The sequence below is a fragment of the Halobacillus sp. Marseille-P3879 genome, assembly GCF_900240285.1.
GTDB lineage: Bacteria > Bacillota > Bacilli > Bacillales > Halobacillaceae > Halobacillus_A.
The window spans coordinates 180,871-205,049 of the sequence record NZ_OESS01000002.1; the positions used below are offsets into that span (position 1 = coordinate 180,871).

Sequence of the window (24,179 nt, forward strand, 5' to 3'; positions counted from 1 at the left end):
GGAAATAGAAATAAAAATGGAAGTGGGAGAAGGTAGGAATGGGGAAATTACATATTAGAAAAGTCATTTTTGCTGGCTTAATTGCTTTTGCAGCTACGTTTTTTGTACATAACTTAGAAGCATCTGCACAAAAAAATGCTCAGGAACATAGTGGGAAGAACATTTATCTCCAATCGCTCGATGTGCCTGACCGAATTGCGAGATTTGTGTTTGATGCAGGGTTTGATTTTGAATATCCTGATTCAGTAAGAGGAATTTACGTGACGGGTCCTTCGGCGGGCGGAGAGAAAATGGAGGAATTGACGGAACTTGTTGATACAACAGACCTGAATGCCATGGTGATTGATGTAAAGGAAGATCACGGCAATATTTCGTTTGAACCGCCGGAAGATTCTCCTTATGCGGATATTGCAGAACCTTACATAGACGACCCGCAGAAGATGCTTAAAGAGCTTGAGAAGAAAGGAATTTATCCGATTGCCCGTGTGGTTGTATTTAAAGACAGTCTGCTCGCTGAGGAGCGACCGGACCTTTCTTTCCAGCAAAATGGGGAAGTGTGGAAAAACAGTCGTAATGAAGCTTTTGTGAACCCATTTGAGAAAGAAGTTTGGGAATATAATTTGGAAATTGCTAAAATGGCAGCTGAAATCGGATTCCAAGAAATTCAATTTGATTATGTTCGGTTTCCTGAAGGTTTTGAAAACAGGGATGAAGAGTTAGAGTATAGTGAAGGTGACTATGCAGATTCCGAAGAGAACAATGTTAAAAAAAGAGTAAGTGCTGTTACCGATTTTGTGAAATATGCACGTGAGGATCTAAGTGATTATGATGTTGATGTCTCTGTTGATATATTTGGGTATTCAGCAACGATCGAAGAGTCCCCGGGTATAGGACAGAACTTCTCGAAGATTTCAGCCAATGTGGATGTTATTTCGTCGATGATTTATCCCAGTCACTGGGGGCCATATTTTGGAATTGATAAACCTGACTCTGAACCTTACAGGATTATTGATGAATATGCTCAAGTAGAGAATCAAATTTTGGAAGATTTAGAAGATCCGCCTGTTTCAAGACCCTGGCTTCAAGATTTTGAAGCTCCATGGCTGTATTCCGGGGACACTTTTCAATATGGAAAAGCAGAGGTTGAAGATCAAATTCGTGCTTTACAAGACAACGGAATTGAAGAGTATTTAATCTGGAACGCTTCTAATAATTATACGGAAGGCGTGGATTACACGCCTTAACTTCAAGAAAAGCACTGGATAACCGGTGCTTTTTTTGCTCACACTATTGGAAGACTTCACCGTTATTTAACAATAAAATAAGAATCAGTTATAATAGTACTATACTTTGATAAGGGAGTAGATCAATGAGTTGGTATAAGAAATTGAAGCAATATTTCCCGGTAGAGGAAATGAAATCCGAGGAACACATGGAAACTTTACTCAAAGAAAAAAGTGATGTCTATTACAAAGATGAAAGTGATAATCATGTGTTGATGTATGCAGAATTTGACTCTTTTATTTTTATCGATTATGTATACGTTTCCACGAATGCTAGAGGTCAGGGCCTGGGTCATCAATTGATTGAAAAAATGAAGGCGAAAGAAAAACCGATTATATTGGAAGTTGAGCCTGTAGATTATGATGATACGGATACAGCAAAACGGCTTCACTTTTATCAGCGTGAAGGCTTTAAGCATGCTCAATCAATCGGATATACGCGTCGTTCTTTAGCAACGAATGAACCTACCCCAATGGAAATCCTCTATTGGTCTCCTGAAGACGCAACAGAAGAAGAGATTTATGAACAGATGAAACAAATGTATGAAGAAATTCATACGTATAAAGACAGTGAATTTTATGGTAAATCCTATCAACCGGTTGAAGAGGTTCTTACCCTCGATGAAGATCGAAATGCAAATGATATTTTAAAAGATTTAAAACGTTCATAAAGTGAAAATCCCTGACCTGACACAGGCAGGGATTTTCATTTTCAATGTGTAGTTGAAAATGAAAAACTTCACAAATAAATTCAGGAACAGGTTTGAAAACAACTTATATTGGGTAAATATAAAGTATATGCCTGCTGTACGTAAAAATATTGTAAATGAAAGCCTTTTACCTCCGGACATATAGATTTTAGTTGACAAATGTGTTATAGTAAGAATATGAAATTAGATTATACTAATTTTAATTAAGAGATTGTTTAAAAAAGACCCATAATAAATTTCGAGGAGTGAAGTATCTGTATGGTAACACTTTATACCTCACCAAGTTGTACATCATGTCGCAAGGCAAAAGCGTGGCTTGAAGAGCATAATATTCCTTATACGGAAAGAAACATTTTTTCAGAGTCTTTAACACTTGATGAAATTAAAGAAATCTTGAGAATGACTGAAGATGGTACTGAGGAGATCATTTCCACTCGTTCAAAAGTGTTCCAGAAATTGAAGGTTGATTTTGATCAGCTTCCGATGCAGGATCTATTTGATTTAATCCAAGAAAACCCAGGACTGCTTCGGCGTCCAATTATCATTGACGATAAGCGTTTGCAAGTTGGGTATAACGAAGATGAGATCCGCCGCTTTTTACCTAGAAGCGTACGGACTTTTCAGCTTAAAGAAGCACAGCGCTTAGTTAATTAAATGCAAAACTGTCCCGATTAAAAAATCGAGACAGTTTTTTATTTTTCCGGTAATTGTTTGTTGACCAAATACCCCGTCATTACGGTTAAAAGAACAACGATAAATGGAATAACTGTCACTACAGGAGCTATCACTTGAAGCCATTCTTCTACATGGGGATCCTCTAAGATCATTTCTGCGGCAGTGAAAGCTAAAATACCAGCTCCAATATAGACGAGTATCGGAAATTTTTCCATTAATTTTAAAATAATTCGACTACCCCAGATTATTATGGGAACAGATATTAATAAGCCGAAGATAACTAAGACAATGTTGCCATGGGATGCTCCAGCTATTGCTAAAACGTTATCGAATCCCATGACAATATCGGCAAAAACAATAGTCTTAATAGCTGTCAGCAAACTGTCACTGCTTTTTATCGAAGCCGATTCCTCTTCATTAATTAAGAGTTTGACGGCTATGTATATGAGGAGTAGACCGCCAACGAGCTGTAGATAGGGGATGGCCAGTAAGTATAAGGCTATAGTAGTAAGGGCTACTCGTGATACAACAGCAAGGCCAGTCCCAATTATGATAGCTTTATTACGCTGATGTTCAGGAAGATTCCTGCTGGCCAGGGCGATAACCACTGCATTATCGCCGCCAAGAATAATGTCTATACTGATGATAATAAATATTGGTTCAAGCATGTCCCAATTCATTGAAAAAACACCCCTCTAAGTAGTGACAAATTTCAAAAAATAAGCTAGAATAAAAAATCAACCATCCTTTTGAAAATTCAATTAAGGCTTGGTTCTAGTTATCTGCTGATTTAAGCAATTTGTTTTCCATTTTAGATTTACTGTCATACAATATAAGTACATCAATCCTTACGCTATAAACATCACGATGGTTGAAGCTTTGACCTGAAGGGTAAGGTAAGAATAAGCGACTTAGGGTTACGATCCCTTCCGCCTATTAAACGATAGAAGGGAGAGAGAGAAATGGAAATCGAACGCATTAATGAAAACACTGTAAAGTTTTATGTCTCCTATCATGATGTCGAACAGCTGGGCTTTGACCGCGAAGAAATCTGGTATAACCGCGAACGAAGTGAACAGCTATTTTGGGAAATGATGGATGAAGTGAATGACCAGGAAAACTTCCAAGCCGACGGCCCGCTCTGGATTCAAGTTCAAGCAATGGACAAAGGCCTAGAAGTGATCGTTACTAAAGCGCAGGTTTCCCAAGACGGGCAAAAGCTCGAACTCCCAAGTGATGAGGGTAAATCAATTGATGTACCTGTAGACGAGAACTTAGAACATTTACTTGAAGATAAATATAATCATTCTGAATCCGATGAAGCAGCAAATAACCAGGATAGAGAAGATAATGAGCAGGAAGCGTTAGCTCCGCTTAATTTCACACTCCGTTTTCAAGAATTCGAAGATGTTATTCAATTGAGCCATTATATGGATAACAAGTCCGATCAAATTGAGCATGAATTGTATCACTTTGAAGGTGCCTATTATTTATATATTCAGTTCAATGATGAAAATATGAGTGATGATATGCAAGAAAATATTTTAAGTCAACTAATGGAATTTGGACATGAGTCGTCTGTGACGATTTATCGCCTACAGGAGTATGGAAAAGTTATCTTTGCCGAAAAGGCTCTTCATCAAGTAAGAGATTACTTTCCAGCCGATAAGTAACGGCACACTCGCATAGAGTGTGCTTTTTTTTGTGAAAAGAAAGGGTTTTTGCATTATTTGTCGAATAGTTATTATAGGAAGAGGAGGTGTTATATGTTTCAAGCGTATGATCAACATGGTAACCTCATCACCATTTATCAAGAATCGATATCTAAAATTGAAAAGTTAAAAAATGAATCCTTATTTTATTGCCCCGCTTGTAAAGAAGTCCTTCTCATCCGTTACGGTCAGAAAGTCACTCCCCATTTCGCTCATTTCCCAACCAGTACGTGTGAAATAAAACAGCGAGGAGAAAGTAATTACCATGCGACTGGTAAGTGGCTGTTATATCGATGGCTGCAAGGACAAGGGTATGACGTAGCTGTTGAACCATACTTACAAGAAATTAAACAACGTCCAGATCTTCTTCTGAATCATAATAATAAGCGGGCCGCTATTGAATTCCAGTGTGCATCAATACCTATGAAGGAAGTTTTAAAGCGAACTCAAGGATACCATCAAGAAGGTGTTTTCCCCTTATGGATTCTTGGAAGAAATCAGCTTAAAAGAAAAAGAAAACAGGTGCTTCAGCTTGAGCAGTTTCATAAAGCTATGATTTATTCATTTCAAAACCAATACTGTATGTATTTTTTTGATGTGAATGCACAGTCTATGATTATGACTCAGCAGCTTTTAGGTTCTTCCTCAGGAACCACATTTGCTGTATTTAAAGACTTCCCCATTAAAACGACCCCATTTTCCCGCCTGTTTAACCCCTCTCATGGTTCTTTACACCCCTTTTACTCTGTATGGGAGAAGAAAGTATACCAATTTAGAACTCTCTACAAACCACAAGCAGGAAGTGTTGAAAGACAATGGAGGCAGCTAATTTATTTACACGGTTTTCACTTTACGCTGATCCCAAGCGTCTGCTATATCCCAGTTAAGAGCCAGCTGTTTTGTAGTGAAGCTCCGTATGTCTGGCAGACGCGTTTCTTATTAGAGTATTATATGCCCAAGGCAATTGGAGAGGTGATTACTTTCCCTCATAAATTTTTAAATTCCTCCGTTAATGATAAAGCGGGAATTTCTCTTTACGAAGAATATTTATTCCAGTTGAACCACCTGGGCTATGTCAGGCGGTCCGTGAACGGACAATGGGTTAAGAAAAAAGAAATAGTGTTTCATAATCATGTTGAAGAAGCCGTTAAAGAAGACAGAAAAGTACTTATAAGGCTGAAGCACAATAATTTATTGGATCAGCAGGAATTCTATGACCAATCTAGAATTGATTAGTGTGACGAATTACTTTTGAGGAGGATTTATATGTCATCGACCAAACAACTACCAAAAAGAGATGAGATACCTAAGGAACGAACATGGGATTTAGAATCGATTTTTGAAACTGACGAGAAATGGTATAAAGAATTTGAACAAGTTAAAGAATCTCTCCCGGAAATAGAAGAATATAAAGGAAAACTTGGAGAATCTCCGGAAAAGCTTTATAACCTGTTGAAGCTTCAGGACAATATTTCTCACCGAATAGGCCTTTTATATACGTACGCCCATATGAGAAATGACCAGGATACAACAAATTCATATTATCAAGAGTTAAATGCTAAAGCTGAGAGTTTATATACAAAAGTAGCTTCAGCCATGAGTTTTATAACCCCAGAAATATTGGAGCTTCCGGAAGGGACAATTGAGCAGTTTTTAAAAGAAAACGATGATTTAAAATTGTATGAGCATGCGTTAAAAGAAATAACCCGTCGAAAGGATCACGTCCTCAGTGAAAAAGAAGAGCGTTTGCTGGCAGGGTTTTCCGAAATTGCCTCAAACCCTTCTCAAACCTTTGGAGCTTTAAACAATGCAGACCTCACTTTTCCTTCTATAAAAAATGAAGAAGGAGAAGAAGTGGACTTAACACATGGGCGTTATGTCGGATTCTTAAAGTCTGAAGACCGGGACGTTCGAAAAAATGCGTTCCAAGCCATGTATGACACCTTTGGGCAATTTAAAAATACATTTGCTTCTACTTTAAGCGGGAATGTAAAAAAGAATAACTACTTTGCAACTATTAAGCAATACGACCGTGCTCGTGAATCTGCGTTAGACCGCAATAATATTCCGGAGGCAGTATATGATAACCTAATTGAAGCTGTGAACGAGCGCTTGCCACTTCTGCATCGTTATGTAAACCTTCGCAAAAAAGTACTGGAGCTTGAGGAACTTCATATGTATGATATGTATACTCCGCTGGTTAAGGATGCCGAAATGAAGGTTTCATATGAAGAGGCTCAGGACCTGGTAGTCAACGGACTTAAACCTCTTGGGGAAGACTATGTATCCACTTTAAAAGAAGGATTTGCGAACCGCTGGATTGATGTAGAGGAGAATAAAGGGAAGCGGAGCGGCGCTTATTCATCTGGACACTACGGTACAAACCCTTTTATTCTAATGAACTGGCAGGATGATGTGAATAATTTATTTACCCTGGCCCATGAGCTTGGTCACTCACTGCACAGTTATTATACACATGCAAATCAGCCTTACCGTTATGGAAACTATTCCATATTTGTTGCGGAGGTAGCTTCTACATGTAATGAAGCATTGCTTAATGATTACATGCTTAAAAAGACTAATGATAAGAAAGAAAAGCTCTATTTATTGAATAACTTTCTGGAAGGGTTTAGAGGGACAGTTTTCCGTCAAACTATGTTTGCAGAATTCGAGCATGAAATTCATATTCAGGCACAAGAAGGAGAGGCGCTGACCGCCGATAAACTGACTCAGATTTATTATGACCTGAATAAGAAGTACTTTGGTGATGAGATTGTTATTGATGATGAAATCGGATTGGAATGGGCTCGAATCCCCCACTTTTATATGGGTTATTATGTATATCAATACTCTACTGGATATGCAGCAGCTACTACACTTGCTGAACAAATTCTTTCTGAAGGAGAGCCTGCAGTAGAGCGCTATATGAATTTCTTGAAGGCAGGAAGCAGTGATTACCCTATTGAAGTTCTTAAACAGGCAGGGGTAGATATGACTTCGAAAGACCCGGTTTATGAGGCTTTGGATGTTTTTGAGCAAAAACTTACCGAGATGGAAGAGCTTCTCAAGTAACTTGATGTCTTATGAAACGTGACGATACGGCATTAAAGCCACTTTAGTTTGATGGGGGCACAGCTCTTTCTGTATAGTTTTTCTACTGTCAAAGTTTCAACAGGTAGAAAAGAATCAATAATAAAAAAGTTCTGCGGATTCGTCAGGAAAAACCGCGGAACTTTTTTTTGTAAAATAGAAGGTGCAGAAGAATAAAGAAGGAAATGAACAGCAGAGGGGTGGTAATATACAAAGGATAAAGGTGCATTAATGCAAATAGATGAAACATACAGATTACGAGAAAGGCAATAATATATATGATTAAAAACCAAATTTTCATGGATAACGTCCCCTTTCAACTGTAATCATATTCATTTTATTCAAAGAGGACGAGAATATGAACGTAAAAGCTTCTGGGAGAACCTATTATACTCGCTAAAAATCGGCCAGTGTACCAGGTAAGTTCTCTCAAAAAAAATAAAGAACCATGGCAGCTGAATGACTCCATGGTTCTTATTATTTCGTTTCAATATATTCCCAGAATGCCCCTTGTTTAACAGGGATTTCACGAGCTTTTTGTTTTAATACAAGCTTTTTCATTTCTTTTTTTGCCTGCTGTTCCGTCCAGTCATAGACTACGGCAATTTCTTTATTAGCTACGAAGCGGTAATGGTGAAGAAAATCTTCAAGGTCTGGCTTTCGAGCCGGCTTGGGATCTTTTTGCAGCATTTCTTTTAAAACCTTGACATAAACATCATAAGAATAAATACCGGTAATTTTCAAGCCCGCTTCTTCATCAGATTCGTTAAATACGACCATAGATGGGGAAGAATCCACTTCCATTTCCCGCGTTAACTTAATATCACATTGCAACGCTTTTCGTGCGGATTCAGAGTGCAGGTCCTTTTCAAATTCGCGTACATCCAGTCGGCTCTTCTTCGCACATTCCAGCAATACATCTTCATCCGAGATATTTTTCTTCTCTAAAAAGACATATTCCTGGACTTTGCGAAGAAACCTCATGCCCGCTTTCTTCCCCTGCAATTCTGCAGCTTTTACAGCGAGTGCTGTGACTAAAGGGGAGAAGACTGGGTTTTCCAGCCAGACATCTCCATCGCAGCACATCCCTGTCCGTGAGCCTGTAGTATCCCACATCTTCTTTAATTTCTCAGGATGTTCGGAATCACAGTTTTGCAATGAGGCTAAATTTCCACTGATGATCGGCCGGATCGTGAAGAATCGTCCATATTCAATTGTAAGTTTTTTTAAGATCGGTTCGAGTGACCAGCATTCTGGACAAAGTGGATCTACAAAAACATACATTTCGATAGGTTTCTTTAATAAATCAAAAAAGCCTGTGGAGGTTCCTTCCTGCTCGCTTGAGCCGTTTAAGCTTTTCCAACTCACATCGATTCTCCTTTCTCGTTTTCTGGTGTGTTCATCATGTGGTTTGCAGTCATCGTTAAACGATCAAGCATAGCTGTACGATATGGCTCTTCAATTACAGCATCTGTCAGCGCCTGGTCCATACAAGAAAGCCAGGCATCCCGGCGAGCAGGTGTGATCGTAAATGGAAGGTGACGCGCTCGAAGCATCGGATGTCCGTGTTCTTGAATATACAGCGGGGGACCGCCAAAGAACTGAGTTAGAAACTGCTTTTGTTTCCGTCTTGTTTCTCTCAGATCATCTGGAAAAATAGGAATGAGTTCTGGATGCTGACTGACGTACTTATAAAAATGATCAACAAGTGTGTGTAACTTCTCTTCTCCAATAGCTTCATAAATAGTGCCTGGTGTAGGTTGCATAAAATCCCTTCCTGTCTGTTTATTTATTTTAGCAACGGTCAACTTAAACGGCAACTAATCTGATTGAGGCTTGGCGTTGTAGAACCTCTTGATCTTATTATCAGTTTTTCTCTCAGGAATATGATATTCCTTGAGCAATTCACGAAAAACTTTTAATCCTGTTTCCTTTGAACCTGCTTCTAGCTCCAGTTCATAATCACTTTTTTCAAAATAGAAGCTGTGATCAAGAACAACAGTTGTATTTTTATAATTCCGTTCTTTTCGTCTTGTCATCAGTGAGCCCATATAGGAGAGCTCATCTAATGATATGCCGAGTTCTCGAAGCTGTCGTTGGACATAGGGGGCGGATACAGGACGATTAATCATCCACTGATTGACATCTTCCTGGTTTAGGACATCATGAGTTTCAAGCAGACCGTCAGGGTGAGGCTGTTTTAATGTTAAAGTCCATGAATCTTTTTTCCTGCGAATACGCAGAGCTGCTCCCAGCTGCCTCAATTTAAAGTCATCTGTTTCAAAATAATAGTTGGTTTGTTCTATCAGTTCAACTGAGTCAAACGATAAATCGTTATACAAATTCAAGTATTCTTCTTCAGTTAACAGATTTTTAAATTCAATTTCAATTTCCTGGGTCATTAGTACTTCACCTCTTATTATTAATTATGATTTATAAGCAGCTCAAATTGCAAAGATTAACCATTCCTGACTTGTTTAATTCTAGTTTAACTGGTAATTATGATACAATATTATTGAGCAAAAAAGCTTAAGGATGCAATACTGCAGGATACATAAAGGTGGTGCTCAGCTAGGATGAATTGGGAGATATTTATAGCACCCTACGCTCAAGTAGTGGAAGAGTTAAAGGTTAAATTAAAGGGTATGAGGCAACAATTTGAATATGAGCGTGATCAATCCCCGATAGAATTTGTGACCGGTCGGGTAAAGCCAAAATCAAGTATAATTGAAAAGGCTAGGAGAAAGGGTATAAACCCAGAAAATATTGAGGAAGAATTACAGGATATTGCCGGCCTCCGTGTCGTTTGTCAATTTGTAGATGACATTTATGCTGTTGTCGATATGCTGAAGCAGCGGCATGATTTTGAGATCGTTGAAGAAAAAGACTATATTTCGCAGAAAAAAGACAGCGGATACAGATCGTTTCACGTTATTATCAGGTATCCAGTTGAAACAATCCATGGAGAAAAAATGGTGCTAGCAGAAATTCAGATTCGTACACTTGCGATGAATTTCTGGGCTACAAATGAGCACTCATTAAACTATAAGTATGCGGGGCAGATCCCGGTGGAAATAAAATCAAGATTAAAACGAGCAGCTGAGGCTGCCTTCCAGTTAGATGAAGAAATGTCGAAGATAAAAAACGAAATCCAGGAAGCTCAAAAAATATTTAATGAAAAACAAGTGAAAAAGCCAGAAAGGAGCTGACAGCATGAAGTTCTCTATCCTGTCCAAAGGTGATAAAAAATCCAATGAGATTCGTACAAAAATTAAAAATTATTTAACAGAATTTAAACTCGAATACGATGAAGAAGAGCCGGACTTAGCCATTTCTGTAGGAGGGGACGGTACTCTGCTAGAGGCTTTTCATACGTACGTCGAACGTTTGGATAAAACAGCTTTTATCGGCGTGCATACCGGTCATTTAGGCTTTTATGCGGATTGGACACCAGATGAATTAGAAAAATTAATCATTGAAATAGCGCGTACACCTTTTCAAGTAGTGGAATATCCGCTTCTGGAGGTAACAATACGGCCTAACGGTGGTGGAGGAGAGGATCGGCATCTTGCTTTAAACGAATGTGCCATTAAAACCGCAGAAGGATCTGTCGTGCTTGATATAGAAATAAAGGGAGATCATTTTGAGACGTTTAGAGGTGATGGACTGTGTATTTCCACGCCTTCCGGAAGTACCGCATACAACAAAGCTTTAGGCGGGGCAATATTGCACCCTTCGTTAGAGGCTATTCAAATTACAGAAATGGCTTCTATCAACAACCGTGTTTTCCGTACCATTGGCTCACCGCTTATATTGCCAGGCCATCATACGTGCTTATTAAAGCCTAAAAATGATAAAAGCTTCTTATTCATGATTGACCACATTACTAAAACGTATAAAGATGTAAAATCCATTCAATGCCGGGTGGCGAAAGAACGGGTGCGTTTTGCGAGGTTCCGTCCATTCCCGTTCTGGAGCCGAGTGCATGATTCCTTTGTATCAGATGACCACTCCATGTAAGAGGTTGGTCAAAACATGGAAAGCAGAAGAAGCTATAGGGTTAAAAGATTTCTTGCGAAAGAGAGCTGGTTTTTCTGCTGTTCTTTACAAGCATGTAAAAGCTGAAGGTGAATTTGAGGTGAACGGAGTTAAAGTACCTCATTGGACTACACTGCAGGCCGGTGACGAGCTTAGGATTGTTTTTCCAGAGGAAAAGAGGGGGGCTGTGCTGGAAGGAGAGGACATTCCCTTACAGATTATTTATGAAGATGACGACATACTCGTACTTCATAAACCTTCGGGGATCGAAGTGTCCCCGCGGCCTAACCACCCCAAAGGGAGTATAGCTCAAGGATTGGTTCATCATTATAATCAGCAAGGTCTGCCCTACACAGTGCATATTGTCACACGTCTGGATCGATACACTTCCGGTTTAATGCTCGTGGCCAAGCATAAATACAGTCATTCTCTTCTTACAACCAGACGGGATGAGGTAGAACGGAAATATACCGCGTTAGTCGAAGGAAAATTTCGAGGAAAAAAAGAGAAATCGGGGAAGGTTGAAGCTCCCATCAGGCGTAAGCCTGGGTCTATTATTGAGCGCGAAGTGCACCCAGAAGGAAAGCAGGCAGTTACTAAATATCGATTGATTAAAAGAGGAAAGCATTACTCATGGTTAGAATGTGATCTGCTTACGGGGCGTACCCATCAAATTCGTGTGCACTTATCCTCCATTGGTCTGCCCCTGGCAGGTGACACTCTTTATGGAGGAAAGCACAGGGTTCCATTTGATTACCAGGCATTACACTGTCACGAGTTAGTCCTAAGACATCCATGGAGCAGGAAATGGATGTATTTTTCCTCCGACCCACCGCAACAGTGGAATAAATACTAAAACAGAACCATTTTATAAAAAACGGTTCTGTTTTTTTCTTTTTTCTCTGGGTACCAGGCACACGACCTGGTACCCATTTAATGATACTTGAATTTTTCTTTTACTAATGGCATGGAAGAGGGGACGCTGACAGTGGTTTCTTCCGGTAATCGGAACGCGGTTAATTGGTTTCCGAAAACACATCCTGTGTCGATGTTTACTGTTTTATTCACAAATCTTGGTTCATATACAGGGGTATGGCCATAAATAATCCAGGTATCTCCATTATAATGCTGGGCCCAGTCTCTTCTTTCAGGGCGACCATCCGGGAGTGTATTACCGGTGATATCTCCGTACAATACGAAGGTTTTTACACGTTTATTTTTCTGCCCAATATCCTCTCCTCTAATGCCTGCATGGGCGATCACGGCATTAACCTCAGGAACATGGTAGTAAAGAGGGGAGGAATCGACAAGTTCAATAAATTCCTCTCTCACAGTAGCTTGTTCTGAAGTCGAAAGCTGCATAAGTTCTGCTACTGTCGTTTCTAACCCGTGCTGCTGCTTTACTGGGTTACCTTTAAAATAGCGGTATAGCTTGTCACAATGATTCCCGGGTACATACTTCGCTATACCCTCTTTAACAACCAAATTATAAACAAAGCGAAGAGTTTTAATAGAATGCGGGCCACGATCAGTTAGATCACCAACAAATACGGGGATTCGATCGGCGGGGTGGCGAGGGATGCCATTTCCCCAATCATAACCAAGTTCGATAAACAACTGCTTCAATTCATCAAAGCAGCCATGCACATCCCCAATCACATCAATTTTCATCATAACTGCCTCCTTCGTTAATTGTACCTATCAGCTGTACCCGGTACCCAGAGAAAAAAGAAAAAAAGGGGAAGCTGGTTTAAGCTTCCCTGTGTTTGTATCTTTTATTCAAACATGTAGGTGCGGGTTCTGGATTTGATATTAAGGACGAGTCCGATTGCAAGGAGGTAAGCGAGTGTGGAGCTTCCTCCATAACTAAGGAAAGGAAGTGGTATTCCAGTGATCGGCAGCAGCTGTACGGACATACCGATGTTCTGAAAGACCTGAAAGGTAATCATCCCTACAATCCCTACTATCAGATAACTTCCGAATGTATCATTGCTCTCCAATGCAATTTGGATCATACGATAAATTAATAAGAAAAAAAGAGTTACAATAATACTTGATCCAATAAAACCAAATTGTTCGGAAACCGCTGTAAAAATCATATCGGTATGGCGTTCCTGTACGTAAATTTCGAAGTTTCCGATCCCTTTTCCATACAGCTGACCGCTTCCTATCGCAGTAATCGCTTTAATCAACTGCATTCCTGCATCCAGCTCATATTTCTCAGGCTGGAGCCAGCCGTAAAAACGGGAATCAACGTGAGAAAACACCGACTCCTCTAAGAAAGTGGTAACCGAGTTCAAATTAAATATAAACATCAGAATAACCCCTGCAACCAATAAGAGGAAAGCTCCAAACAGGGACAAGAGAATACGCCACTGGATCCCGGAGATGAGAATCATAAAAACTGTGATGGCTGCAACAACTAAAAAAGAACCCAGATCAGGCTGTATGGCTATAAATCCCATTGGAGGCAAGGCTATACCAAGCTGCTTTCCGAGCAATAGCAGGTCACTCTTAACCGTTTTTACAGAATACTTCGCACGATGGCGGACGGTTATATGTGCCAAGGTAATAACGAGAAAGACCTTCACAAATTCAGCAGGTTGAAGAGTTATATTACCGGGTAATATAAACCAGCTGGTTGCACCTCCCGATGTATGTACCAGCTGAGGAGGAATGTTTAAGAATAACATTACCAGCATTAGTATGCTTGCACCATATAAAAACCATACGATTTGGTGAAGTCGGTCATAATCAATAATCATGGCCACAGCTGCCACGGCCGCGCCTAAACCGTACCAGAATATTTGTTTAAAATAAGCCCCCTGGTCCCCAGCATTTAACACAGGGTCCAGAGTGTAGAGGGTCACACAGCTTATTATTCCAAACGTCACCATTATGAATATGATGGTATAATCGATCAGTGAAGTGTCTTGATTTTCATTCATGGAGAATTCCTTTCTGTTTGAGCAAACTTATAAGATGCCTTTATAATTACAAGTGTACATCATTTGCTGTAATTTTTTTAGCAGCAGATCCAATTTATGATAATTTTACTAAAAGTGGGGAGTGATAAGTATGGAACATTTAGAAGATCATGAACGGATGGACGTCTGGAAAACCATTCAGGATGCTCTCTTCAATGATCAAATTGATCAATTTCGTGCGGAATTCCTTGATTTGCATCCATATGATCAAGCGAAAATCTTTGAAGAAGTAGAAGACGACGTCCGGTTACAGATCTATACTTATTTGTCTCCTGAAGAAGTTGCTGATGTGATGGAGCATATTGATTACGATGAAATCGAGCCTTTTTTTACGGAAATGGATCCAAGGTTTGCGGCACAAGTCTTTGCTGAAATGTCTACCGATGATGCGGTAGATATTTTAAATGAATTAGATAAGAATAAGGTAGCAAGCTTCTTAACGATTATGGACGATGACTCGGCTGAAGAGATCAAAGATCTGCTGCATTATGAAGAGAAAACAGCAGGATCGATTATGACGACAGAATTCGTTGTTGTTAAAGCAGGCATGACCATACGAGAAGCGATGCTTCATCTAAGAAAAGAAGCGCCAGATGCCGAAACGATTTATTACACCTATGTCATCGACGAAGATAAGCGGCTTGTTGGAGTTATCTCCTTACGTGACCTTATTATTTCTGAGGAAGGCTGGGTCATTTCTGACGTGATGAGCGAGCGTGTGGTTTCCGTTCCTGTAGGGGAAGACCAGGAAGAAATTGCACGAATGATGCGGGATTACGATTTCCTTGCTTTACCGGTCGTTGATTTTCAGAATCACTTACTTGGAATTATAACGGTGGATGACATTATGGATGTTATGGAAGAGGAAGCAAGTGATGATTACTCTAAACTCGCCGGGATATCAGATGTAGACAGTCCGGATGATCATGCCTTCACTTCTGCCAAAAAAAGACTGCCATGGCTGGTCATACTTCTCTTTTTAGGAAGTTTAACCGCAAGCTTGATCGGTCGGTTTGAAGAGACTCTTGATCAAGTAGCAATCCTGGCTATATTCATTCCGCTTATAGCGGGCATGGCAGGTAACACAGGAACTCAGGCACTGGCTGTGGCAGTCCGGGGGATAGCCACAGGGGAAATTGACAAGCAGGGAAAAATGAAAATGATTATCCGGGAAGCGGGCACCGGTTTGATTACAGGAATCAGCTGTGGTTTAATTATAATGCTTATCGTTTATTTCTGGCAGGGAAATATCTATCTTGGTATGCTTGTCGGTCTTTCCATTATGGCCACTCTTGTGGTTGCCACGCTTGCCGGTTCGCTTGTCCCGCTTGTCATGGACCGATTTAACATTGATCCGGCGGTAGCATCAGGTCCTTTTATAACGACAATTAATGATATTATTTCGATTTTAATTTACTTTGGAATGGCCACAGCCTTCATGCAATTACTTGTTTAAGAATTGTATTTTCCCAATTGATATAATAAAATAGGAGCAGGTACTAATAACAAATCATAATACTTATGAAATTACCTCAAGGAGGGTTTTTAAGAAATGAATAATTTTTCACTGGAAGGCCGCACATACGTTGTTATGGGTGTAGCGAACAAACGAAGCATTGCCTGGGGAATTGCTCAGTCGCTAAACAAAGCCGGAGCACGTTTGATTTTCACCTATGCAGCCGAACGATTTGAAAAGTCAGTACGTGACTTGGCCGCAACACTTGAAGGACCGGAATCTCTTTTTTACGAATGTGATGTAACGAATGATGAAGCGATTATTCAAACATTTGAAAACATACAAAACGATGTAGGGGTAGTACATGGTCTTGCTCATTGTATTGCTTTTGCTAATCGCGATGAGCTTAAAGGAGAATACTTAAACACAAGCCGTGACGGTTTCTTAACTGCTCATAACATTAGTTCTTATTCATTAACAGCTGTAGCGAGAGCCGTTCAGCCTCTTATGGCTGAAGGTGGCGGAATTGTAACTCTCACTTACCTTGGTGGTGAGAAAGTTGTAGAAAACTACAATGTTATGGGGGTAGCGAAAGCAAGTCTCGATGCAAGCGTCCGTTATCTAGCTAATGATTTAGGCAAGCATGCCATCCGTGTAAATGCAATTTCAGCTGGACCGCTTCGTACGCTGTCAGCAAAGGGTGTTGGTGACTTTAACAAAATTCATCAGGTAATTGAAGAACGTGCGCCGCTCCGCCGTCCAATTACACAGGAAGAGGTAGGAGATACTGCATACTTCCTAATGAGTGACCTGTCCCGTGGAGTTACAGGAGAAATTATTCATGTTGACTCTGGGTTCAGCACAGTCGCCTATTAAATATTTACGACATTAACGTCCTGACTTTATCGTCAGGGCGTTTTTTTGTGATATCCTGATATCAAATTTTGGGCACATGAAAAGTTTGTGAAGCATATATATAGAATGATGAATGGAAAGGGAGAGATGAACGTGGCGAACAAAAAGCAAACCGCAAAACCGCCGATTCTTTATATTACCCAGCCCAACCTGCCACCGGCCGAAGTATCTATGCAAACAAGCTTTTACAGTGTACCAGCAAAGAGGAAGCCGTCCCTTGTGGAAAGTGAGTTACGGAAGCGGAATCAGTCCGTGCTTAATGGCGAGGAAGCAACTAAAACTGTGGAAAAAACAGAAGCCGAACAGGAACAGGAGGACACAGAGAGAGAAGAGGAGTCATTTGTTTCACGTAAAGAGCGTCGTCAGCGCTTTAGGGACATGTCACTGGAAGAGAAGGTTAATTATTTTGTACAGCTTCCGAGTCAACTGCCTAAGATGAAGTGTGAAGTGTCCACCCCGGAAGAAAGCTGGAAAGGATACGTTCAGAAATATGAAGATGGAATGGTCCATATGAAAGTTTTTCAAAAACCTTATCAAAAAGAGATCCCGTTTGAAGAAATTACATCGATACGGTTAATCGGCTTTTAAAAACGAAAAAACCGCGCTCAATGCGCGGTTTTTTATCGTGCTTAAGATAATGCTGTAATTGCTGGTAAGCAAGTTACGTGGCAGAAGCACTTCAAATCTACAGAAATGCAGATGCCAGTAGCTTTTAGGTTGCCCGTTTTCTGCTCAACTGGAGAAGATGGATCATCGCACTTATCTTCTGGATCGCGTAGTAATTCGAGTGTCGCACAGCAATCGTCATCGACATCTTTTACACGGAAAAAGAAGCTTGCTTTAATGTCTTTAATGGAATCCCTACGAGCTCCAAACCCTTTGAATGGTTTGCAATTCCCTTTGCAATAAAGCAGAACAGGTACCGTGTCGCGACCAGACCCCCCTGTGTCACCAAGCAAATCTCCAATCGATTGCTCACAGCTGGTATTGCAATCGGATAGTACATCATCTTGTGCTGCAACGATCTCACTTAAAATGTCACAAACACAGTTACTTGAATCATGATGTTTGCCACAGCTCATTATTCGTTTGCCCCTCTCGATACGTATTGACGTAATGTCTTTAATAGAATATGTAGGACCCAGATTCAGGTGTGGGCATTTGTCTCTTTTGTGCAAAATCGTAGGCTAATGATTGCGCACTGGGCCTTTGACTACACCATTTAGGGAAAGAAACCATACAGTATCATTGACTCTTAATAAGGAGATGAAACGAATGTCTGAAAAGAAAAGGGATAAGAAAGTTATTTATTGCAAAGATCTTATCATAAAAGCTGACCACGTTTTTATTGATTGCGATGATAAACATAAAAAACATCACAAAGATCACAAGCACGATCACAAACATGATCACAAACATGATGATAAGCATGATAGTAAACATCGTGATCCGTTTTTTGGTGGGTGGCACGATGATGAATCAAGCGGTTCTTTTCATCATAAGAAGAAGCGGAAACATGATGACGAGTCAAGCTCTCATGACGGATTTTCCTGGATCTGATCTCCCGGTCACTACAATGTAGTGACCCTTTTCTTGTCCAGAGAAAGGACTATAACTAAATGGTAACTATAATGGAATTATTGTTAATTGTGTTTGCAACGTTTCGGATAACGAGACTTATCGTTTTAGATGTGATCTTTGAACCAGTACGTTCTCCTTTTTTTACCATCGAAAAAAATAATGAAGAGGAGTGGCTTGAACCTAAAGGGCTGCTCGGTGAATTAATCAGCTGTCAATGGTGTGTCGGAGTATGGGTATCTCTATTTGTTGTATTTCTTCATCTTTTTGTACCGTATAGTGAATTGTTCATATTGGTCATGGCTGTCGCAGGGATGCAGTCATTAATTTATGAGTGGAGTCAGACAAAAGGAGAATAGTGGAAGGTGAAAAAGGGTAAGGTTAACTAAAGGAGGATAAATATGGGATACATTCTGCCAATTCACCATTTTCAATACCAGGATTATCAGCAAAGAGTAACACAGGATAAGCGGTCCCCGATTATCTTAGACCGTGTATTTAAAGTAACTCTTGATCATAAACTTAAGAAATATTATATCCCAAATGAACAGGATCAAAAGGATTCCCAGTCTCTCCATTACCAGCTTCATACCCCGCCTACTATGTATTATAATGAAGAGTCACAAGTTGAAAAAGAAATTTATGGACAGATAACCGGCAAAGGCCAGCACTTTAGTAAAACTATTTAAGGAGTCTCGATATGTCATTTCAGCAGATTAACGAGCAGTGTTATTATTATGAAAGCGCAGTTAATATAGGGTACGTTACGGATGGTGTAACCGGCCTGCTCATTGATGCAGGGATTGACCGGTCTGCTGTGAAAAAGGTGGAAAAGGAGCTTCTTAAAAAAGAGCTCCCTTTAACTCACCTTTTTATTACTCATGCCCACGCAGACCACTATGGAGGGGCAGCCTATATTCAACAAAAATATGAAATACATACATGTGCTCCTCCGTTTGAAGCTGCGATTTTGGAAAATCCATCTCTTGAGCCCCTGTATCTGGCAGGAGGAAATGACCCACTCCCTGAACTCCGCAACAAATTCCTCGAAGGTCCAGCAATGGCAGTAGATGAAGTAATCGAGGAAGGTGAGCAATTAATAGGGACCATCCCACTGCAGGCATTTTTCACCTCAGGGCATAGCTATAACCAGCTTTCCCTTCTTGTAAATGGAATATTGTATGCGGGAGATGCCTATTTTAGCGTGGAACAGCTGCATAAGCATAAGATTCCTTACATTACTGATGCAGAAGCCGCTGTAAAGAGCTTGCACAATTTGTTGGATCTTAACTGTGAAGGTGGAGTACCGGGACATGGGACTTATGAACTTGATTTCAAACAAACTGTACAGAAGAATATTGATTATCATGAGAAGCTTCTCGCATGGTTGGAAGAGGCTCTTGAGGAGCCTTCCACCCACGAAGCTATTGTGAAAAAAATGTGCAGGATTTATGAGGTAGAGGCTCCGCAGCTTTCACAATGGCTGCTGTACCGTACAGCCGTGACAGCTTATTTAGTCGGTCTCATTAGACGAAAAAAAATCACTCATTATGTGAGTGATTTTGCCTGGACATTTCAACTCGTTCGTTCATAACCCATGACAAAGAGCTGTTCTCCCGGGGTATATTCAGCAATTAGAACGTCTTTAACAGTAAAGAAATCCTGTGTGTGGAGTTCAGCTTCCAGCCATTTCTTATCTAAGCCAAGCTCTTTAAGATTATCCCAAAGAATTTCACCATCACTAACAAGCATTCTGGGCAGACCTTTACGGTTTAGCGGAAGGTTTAAATCTTGGAGGGTCGGCGTTTCAGCGGCTGGTTTCTTCATAACGGATATAGTACCATCAGTTTCTAATATTGCAAAGAGGACATCCTGCACCGAAAAAATATCCTTTGAACGAAGCAGATGCTGGAGCTGATTGATATCCAATTTATTATTCTTAAGCTCTTCTCGAATAATCTGTCCATGGTCGATAACCACAGAAGGAGATCCTTCCAGAGTTTTTCGGCTTCCTTTAAATTTCTCTGTAATTACTTCCGTTATATAGATGAGTAACCCCCACAAAAAGACAGCGAAAGCGATTTGAGTGATGCCGACTTCTTTATCATACAGCGCATTACCAACTAATTCGCCGAGCACCAGGGCAGCTATAAAATCGAAAGCTGTAATCTGTGTAATTTGAGATTTCCCCAGAGTTTTAGTTAAAACAAATAAAGCACCGAATCCAAATAAGGACTCAATAGCAATTCTTAAAAAATCCATTTAATCCCCATCCCCGCAACATGTAGTCTTCTGCATTGTAGCCGAGAACAGGAAATTTTATACGAAAAATACCTGCTCTAATTTAATAGGCAGGTAAAATCGGTTAAAGTGATTTTGTCATTGTAACGTGAGGAATACCAGCATCCATAAACTCCTCTGAAACGGTACGATATCCAAGGCTTTTGTAAAATCCTTCTGCATGAGTTTGAGCATTCAGTTTTGCCTTCTGATAACCAGCATCTTTCGTAACAGTCTCCATATACGCAATAACTTGTTTACCCAGGGACTGACCTCTATAAGACTTTACGACGCAAATCCGTTCGAATTTCCCATATTGATCCACAAAGCGAAGACGGGCTGCCATCAAAGGTTTGCCGTCTACATACCCAACGATATGGGTAGCCGTCTCATCGTATTCGTCATGTTCATCATCAAAAGAAACATTTTGTTCTTTAATAAAAACTTCCTCACGGACAGAGAAAGCATCCTTTAATTCATGTTCGTTTTTTACTTTTCTAACATCGAGACTCATAAATTACTCACCTAAGCGGAACGTTTCATAAACGCTCCATGCTCCATTTTCCAGTTGATATAATAGCTGGAAGCGGTCAATTTTGTCTTCAATATTAAATTTCAGCATGCTAAGTGTACCATATACATCTGAATATTCTTCATCTGAAAGCTTTTGCGCAATCGTGATGTGAGGAACAAAGGAATACTGTTTATTATCCGGTAGTTTTTCATTATGAAGGCGTTCGTTTAACGCTTGGATTTCTTCATTAGGCTCTACTTTTAAATAAATCGTATTCGTAACAGGTGTAAAGGAACTCACCTTTTGGATATGAATGCTGAATGGAGTTGTCTTTCTGGCTACTTGTTTAAGTTCAGGAATGATTTCATTTTCAATTTGCTCTTCATCTGCCTCAAATGGTTCCTTCAGGGTAATATGAGGCGGAAGCAAGGCGTAATGCGGGTCATAACGCTTTCGATATGAATTCGCTTCATCTTGAATTTTTTTTGATGGAAATGCAGCAATTCCGTATTTCATTGTCTTATGCCCTCCTTAAAATTCTTTCGTAAACATCGTTCGTAATGCCCGGGGTAAGTCCTGCTGCCAGGATCCCCACGTATGTCCCCCATCCAGTTCATGAAAAATATAGGAAAGGGGCTGATTATCTAAGTATCGACGTAAATCCAAATTAGGGTCTAAAAAGTTTTTAGTGGAACCATCAGTTGTTTTTACGTCTGTTTCCTGAAGGCCGATTGTATGATAAATCGTCAAAGAAGATAAATCGCTGACCGATTGAATGTATTCTAACACATGAGCATCTACATAGGGGCTCTGCATAATCACATTTCCAAAGATGTTCGGAAAACGCGCAGCTGTCATCAGCGCTAATGTTCCTGCCAGCGAGTCGCCTGCTAATGTTCGGCCTTTTCCCATACTGTACCCTGGAAGCTCCTTATCTAACAAAGGAACAACCTCGCGTACTAGAAAGTTAACATAATCGCCTTGTTTCTTTCCATCGGGGTGGTATTTATCCTGGCGATCGTATTTATCATTATAATGAATACCGATAAAAATGGTATTCTCAATTTCCTGAGCAGAGTGCAGCTGATCACTAAGCGTAGCCGCCCGGCCCATCTGGAAGTAATCATTTCCATCCTGCATGATACAGAAATGGTACTTATAAAGAGGAGAATAGTTCTCAGGAGTGTACACCTTAAGAGTCATTTCCTCCTTTAAATATTTACTGGAAATCGTGTAGTGTTCAAACTTGCCCTTACGTCCCACAAAGCGCCTCCTAAAAATTTACTTTGACATCCCCGCATCCCAGGATTCATTAACGTTTCAATATTATTTTATCATATAATTCAGGAAAAAGAATGTGGGATCCATTCGAGTTTATTCAACAAAACAACAGGGAATCTTAAAAATTTTAATAGATATATTGACAACATTTGAATGACATTGTATATTATTATTTGTTCGTAACAAAAGTTTTACGAAAATTTACGTTACATACATGATTCCGTAGCTCAGCTGGGAGAGCGCCACCTTGACAGGGTGGAGGTCGTTGGTTCGAGCCCAATCGGAATCATCCATACAAAGTGCCGGAATGGCGCGGTTTCCTAGCAGAGGGGAGGCTGCGTCATTTCTTTTGAGTTGAAAGATTTGGAGCGTAATCTATATGTAGGATGACGCCCGGTTTGTTTTAATTAATATGATCGCTCTTCCTGCACAGGTAAATCGTCCCAGAAAGAAACATCTTTATCTTCTAGAGAACCATCAGCAATTGCCATGGCTGTTTCATTCAAAGCAATCACTGCTTGCTTCGTCAGATACCCATTGCTTTTCTGTCCTAATACTTCATAATCGTTGTTGTTATCGGCGGTGCCACGCATTTCGAATAGAAGAGTAGAAATGCCATAATCGTGGGCGAGACCATAAACGCTGATTCCATTATCGTAAGCAGCACCCTTTCCAGCATAGTTGGCAAGATGGCCCCAGCCTTTCGTTTCGATTGCATCGTACACAACAGCACCTAGCTGCTTAGAACCACGTAATACATCAGGGTCTGTATGGTCAGGATGTGAGGGGAAAATGGCTCCGGAAACATATTTGTCGTCTTTCACCCACTGTGCTCCTTGATGATGGAGATCCATCATATATTGAATATCATATTTTTGAAGTACATTATTATGAAGGGCCTTTGTTTCTGGCTGTGATTTTGCTTCATGGTCACGGTTTAAATCAACCTCATTTGCATTAAGCCGGGTTAAATGACGATCACCGCTTGCTGCATAATCTTCTAATTCATAATCCACATCTCCCATCGCTCCATCGGCATTATACATAGGGATGATCAGGAGATTCACATTGTTTAGAAGATCTTTTGTCTTGCTGCTGCCAAGCTGTTTAATGAATTCAAGTGAACCTTCCGTTGTTAAGGCTTCGTCACCATGCTGCTGGGCAATATATAAAATAGTAGGGTTGTCTGGATTAGACATATACTTCGCCATATACATATCTCTTCCCTTAACTGTCTTACCCAAGACCTCCAGTTCCATAGAAGCCTGTTTTTTCTCTTGAGTCTCAAGAAATTCTACCATTTCTGTGTACGTATGAAGAGTTGAGGTGTTAACTGTCTCGTGACCTTGATAGTCGGGTCCATTTCCAGCTCCGAATACAGAGGGAATGTTAGTGAACAATAACCCTGTTAGAAAAACACATCCGAAGGCAAATATTGTCAAATACTTTTTCATACCAATTCCTCCTTTGTTAACACCATTCAACAGAAATCATCATATTCCTTTTTGGGAGCAACAATTAAGTATTATATCCTAGATAACATCAAAGTGAATGTAGTAACGAGGGGGAAAGCAAAGAATGCTTAGGGTTTTAACGTTGATAGAGAAGAGTCAGGTTTACTTTATTTATTAATCTATAAAGAAAGCAGCAAAAAAGACGC

28 protein-coding genes and 1 tRNA gene are annotated in these 24,179 nt (G+C 40.1%); 17 read left to right on the forward strand and 12 right to left on the reverse strand.

Annotated features, from left to right (window positions below; genetic code table 11):
• Positions 1-38 precede the first annotated feature (38 nt).
• The 3 genes from C1A12_RS08665 to spxA all read left to right on the forward strand — a co-directional run bounded on the left by C1A12_RS08665 (position 39) and on the right by spxA (position 2,647).
• Complete coding sequence (locus C1A12_RS08665; protein WP_101843483.1) at positions 39-1,244, forward strand: putative glycoside hydrolase; 1,206 nt, start codon at positions 39-41, stop codon at positions 1,242-1,244.
• A gap of 125 nt (positions 1,245-1,369) precedes the next feature.
• Complete coding sequence (locus C1A12_RS08670) at positions 1,370-1,954, forward strand: GNAT family N-acetyltransferase (protein ID WP_101843484.1); 585 nt, start codon at positions 1,370-1,372, stop codon at positions 1,952-1,954.
• A 297-nt stretch (positions 1,955-2,251) separates the two neighbouring features.
• Positions 2,252-2,647 (forward strand): transcriptional regulator SpxA, encoded by a 396-nt coding sequence (gene spxA, locus C1A12_RS08675; RefSeq protein ID WP_101843485.1) that lies wholly within the window; start codon positions 2,252-2,254, stop codon positions 2,645-2,647.
• Between the two features lie 38 nt (positions 2,648-2,685).
• Here the strand turns inward: spxA and C1A12_RS08680 are convergent, their stop codons facing one another.
• A complete protein-coding gene (locus C1A12_RS08680) occupies positions 2,686-3,348 on the reverse strand; it encodes a TerC family protein (RefSeq protein WP_101843486.1) in 663 nt (220 codons plus the stop codon).
• Between the two features lie 282 nt (positions 3,349-3,630).
• On the opposite strand from C1A12_RS08680, the gene mecA reads away from it, so the two are divergent.
• From mecA to pepF, 3 genes are all read left to right on the forward strand, one after another.
• Positions 3,631-4,341, forward strand: a complete 711-nt coding sequence (gene mecA, locus C1A12_RS08685; RefSeq protein WP_101843487.1) for an adaptor protein MecA — start codon at positions 3,631-3,633, stop codon at positions 4,339-4,341.
• Positions 4,342-4,434: 93 nt separating this feature from the next.
• Positions 4,435-5,616 carry a competence protein CoiA gene (locus C1A12_RS08690; RefSeq protein WP_101843488.1) on the forward strand — a complete coding sequence of 394 codons (1,182 nt, stop codon included), beginning with the start codon at positions 4,435-4,437 and terminating at the stop codon, positions 5,614-5,616.
• 30 nt (positions 5,617-5,646) lie between these two features.
• Positions 5,647-7,452, forward strand: coding sequence for an oligoendopeptidase F (pepF, locus tag C1A12_RS08695; protein WP_101843489.1), 1,806 nt, complete (start codon positions 5,647-5,649; stop codon positions 7,450-7,452).
• 495 nt (positions 7,453-7,947) lie between these two features.
• On the opposite strand, the gene C1A12_RS08700 is transcribed toward pepF, so the two are convergent.
• Genes C1A12_RS08700 through C1A12_RS08710 form a run of 3 tightly spaced genes read right to left on the reverse strand, consistent with a single transcriptional unit; the run spans position 7,948 to position 9,872 of the window.
• Positions 7,948-8,838: a ClpXP adapter SpxH family protein gene (locus tag C1A12_RS08700; protein ID WP_101843490.1), complete on the reverse strand. Its 891-nt coding sequence runs from the start codon at positions 8,836-8,838 to the stop codon at positions 7,948-7,950.
• Entirely contained in the window at positions 8,835-9,236 is a 402-nt protein-coding gene (locus tag C1A12_RS08705; protein WP_101843491.1) for a globin, read from the reverse strand. Before C1A12_RS08705 ends, C1A12_RS08700 begins: the two co-directional genes overlap by 4 nt.
• 54 nt (positions 9,237-9,290) lie before the next feature.
• Positions 9,291-9,872, reverse strand: a complete 582-nt coding sequence (locus C1A12_RS08710; protein WP_101843492.1) for a CYTH domain-containing protein — start codon at positions 9,870-9,872, stop codon at positions 9,291-9,293.
• Between the two features lie 174 nt (positions 9,873-10,046).
• On the opposite strand from C1A12_RS08710, the gene C1A12_RS08715 reads away from it, so the two are divergent.
• The 3 genes from C1A12_RS08715 to C1A12_RS08725 are packed head-to-tail and all read left to right on the forward strand — an operon-like array spanning position 10,047 to position 12,364.
• Positions 10,047-10,679 carry a GTP pyrophosphokinase family protein gene (locus C1A12_RS08715; protein ID WP_101843493.1) on the forward strand — a complete coding sequence of 211 codons (633 nt, stop codon included), beginning with the start codon at positions 10,047-10,049 and terminating at the stop codon, positions 10,677-10,679.
• Between the two features lie 4 nt (positions 10,680-10,683).
• Positions 10,684-11,490 carry an NAD kinase gene (locus C1A12_RS08720; RefSeq protein WP_101843494.1) on the forward strand — a complete coding sequence of 269 codons (807 nt, stop codon included), beginning with the start codon at positions 10,684-10,686 and terminating at the stop codon, positions 11,488-11,490.
• Positions 11,491-11,494: 4 nt separating this feature from the next.
• A complete protein-coding gene (locus C1A12_RS08725; protein WP_235001574.1) occupies positions 11,495-12,364 on the forward strand; it encodes an RluA family pseudouridine synthase in 870 nt (289 codons plus the stop codon).
• 77 nt (positions 12,365-12,441) lie between these two features.
• Here C1A12_RS08725 and prpE read toward each other — a convergent pair whose 3' ends face one another.
• Both prpE and C1A12_RS08735 read right to left on the reverse strand, forming a co-directional pair.
• Positions 12,442-13,179 (reverse strand): bis(5'-nucleosyl)-tetraphosphatase PrpE, encoded by a 738-nt coding sequence (prpE, locus tag C1A12_RS08730; protein ID WP_101843495.1) that lies wholly within the window; start codon positions 13,177-13,179, stop codon positions 12,442-12,444.
• Positions 13,180-13,283: 104 nt separating this feature from the next.
• Complete coding sequence (locus C1A12_RS08735; RefSeq protein WP_101843496.1) at positions 13,284-14,456, reverse strand: FtsW/RodA/SpoVE family cell cycle protein; 1,173 nt, start codon at positions 14,454-14,456, stop codon at positions 13,284-13,286.
• 130 nt (positions 14,457-14,586) lie between these two features.
• On the opposite strand from C1A12_RS08735, the gene mgtE reads away from it, so the two are divergent.
• The 3 genes from mgtE (at position 14,587) to C1A12_RS08750 (ending at position 17,454) form a co-directional block, all read left to right on the forward strand.
• Positions 14,587-15,951 (forward strand): magnesium transporter, encoded by a 1,365-nt coding sequence (gene mgtE, locus C1A12_RS08740; protein WP_101843497.1) that lies wholly within the window; start codon positions 14,587-14,589, stop codon positions 15,949-15,951.
• Positions 15,952-16,047: 96 nt separating this feature from the next.
• Positions 16,048-16,827: an enoyl-ACP reductase FabI gene (gene fabI / locus C1A12_RS08745; protein ID WP_101843498.1), complete on the forward strand. Its 780-nt coding sequence runs from the start codon at positions 16,048-16,050 to the stop codon at positions 16,825-16,827.
• Between the two features lie 126 nt (positions 16,828-16,953).
• On the forward strand, positions 16,954-17,454 hold the full coding sequence (locus tag C1A12_RS08750) for a CotO family spore coat protein (protein ID WP_101843499.1): 501 nt from the start codon (positions 16,954-16,956) through the stop codon (positions 17,452-17,454).
• Positions 17,455-17,495: 41 nt separating this feature from the next.
• On the opposite strand, the gene C1A12_RS08755 is transcribed toward C1A12_RS08750, so the two are convergent.
• Positions 17,496-17,948, reverse strand: a complete 453-nt coding sequence (locus C1A12_RS08755; protein ID WP_101843500.1) for a CotY/CotZ family spore coat protein — start codon at positions 17,946-17,948, stop codon at positions 17,496-17,498.
• A 193-nt stretch (positions 17,949-18,141) separates the two neighbouring features.
• Between C1A12_RS08755 and C1A12_RS08760 the strand changes: the two genes are divergently transcribed.
• Genes C1A12_RS08760 through C1A12_RS08775 form a run of 4 tightly spaced genes read left to right on the forward strand, consistent with a single transcriptional unit; the run spans position 18,142 to position 20,038 of the window.
• A complete protein-coding gene (locus C1A12_RS08760; protein WP_101843501.1) occupies positions 18,142-18,426 on the forward strand; it encodes a hypothetical protein in 285 nt (94 codons plus the stop codon).
• A 59-nt stretch (positions 18,427-18,485) separates the two neighbouring features.
• Complete coding sequence (locus C1A12_RS08765; RefSeq protein WP_101843502.1) at positions 18,486-18,803, forward strand: DUF1360 domain-containing protein; 318 nt, start codon at positions 18,486-18,488, stop codon at positions 18,801-18,803.
• A gap of 42 nt (positions 18,804-18,845) precedes the next feature.
• Positions 18,846-19,133, forward strand: coding sequence for a hypothetical protein (locus C1A12_RS08770; RefSeq protein WP_101843503.1), 288 nt, complete (start codon positions 18,846-18,848; stop codon positions 19,131-19,133).
• An 11-nt stretch (positions 19,134-19,144) separates the two neighbouring features.
• Complete coding sequence (locus C1A12_RS08775) at positions 19,145-20,038, forward strand: MBL fold metallo-hydrolase (protein ID WP_101843504.1); 894 nt, start codon at positions 19,145-19,147, stop codon at positions 20,036-20,038.
• Here the strand turns inward: C1A12_RS08775 and C1A12_RS08780 are convergent.
• From C1A12_RS08780 to C1A12_RS08795, 4 genes are all read right to left on the reverse strand, one after another.
• Positions 20,020-20,706: a DUF421 domain-containing protein gene (locus C1A12_RS08780; protein WP_101843505.1), complete on the reverse strand. Its 687-nt coding sequence runs from the start codon at positions 20,704-20,706 to the stop codon at positions 20,020-20,022. The genes C1A12_RS08775 and C1A12_RS08780 overlap by 19 nt on opposite strands.
• 103 nt (positions 20,707-20,809) lie before the next feature.
• Entirely contained in the window at positions 20,810-21,238 is a 429-nt protein-coding gene (locus C1A12_RS08785; protein ID WP_101843506.1) for a GNAT family N-acetyltransferase, read from the reverse strand.
• Positions 21,239-21,241: 3 nt separating this feature from the next.
• Positions 21,242-21,754 carry a YjcG family protein gene (locus C1A12_RS08790; RefSeq protein ID WP_101843507.1) on the reverse strand — a complete coding sequence of 171 codons (513 nt, stop codon included), beginning with the start codon at positions 21,752-21,754 and terminating at the stop codon, positions 21,242-21,244.
• A 15-nt stretch (positions 21,755-21,769) separates the two neighbouring features.
• On the reverse strand, positions 21,770-22,501 hold the full coding sequence (locus C1A12_RS08795; protein ID WP_101843508.1) for an esterase family protein: 732 nt from the start codon (positions 22,499-22,501) through the stop codon (positions 21,770-21,772).
• A gap of 234 nt (positions 22,502-22,735) precedes the next feature.
• Between C1A12_RS08795 and C1A12_RS08800 the strand changes: the two genes are divergently transcribed.
• Positions 22,736-22,808 (forward strand) — tRNA-Val (locus tag C1A12_RS08800).
• Between the two features lie 118 nt (positions 22,809-22,926).
• Here C1A12_RS08800 and C1A12_RS08805 read toward each other — a convergent pair.
• Positions 22,927-23,973 carry a M14 family zinc carboxypeptidase gene (locus C1A12_RS08805; protein ID WP_101843509.1) on the reverse strand — a complete coding sequence of 349 codons (1,047 nt, stop codon included), beginning with the start codon at positions 23,971-23,973 and terminating at the stop codon, positions 22,927-22,929.
• Positions 23,974-24,179: the final 206 nt, after the last annotated feature.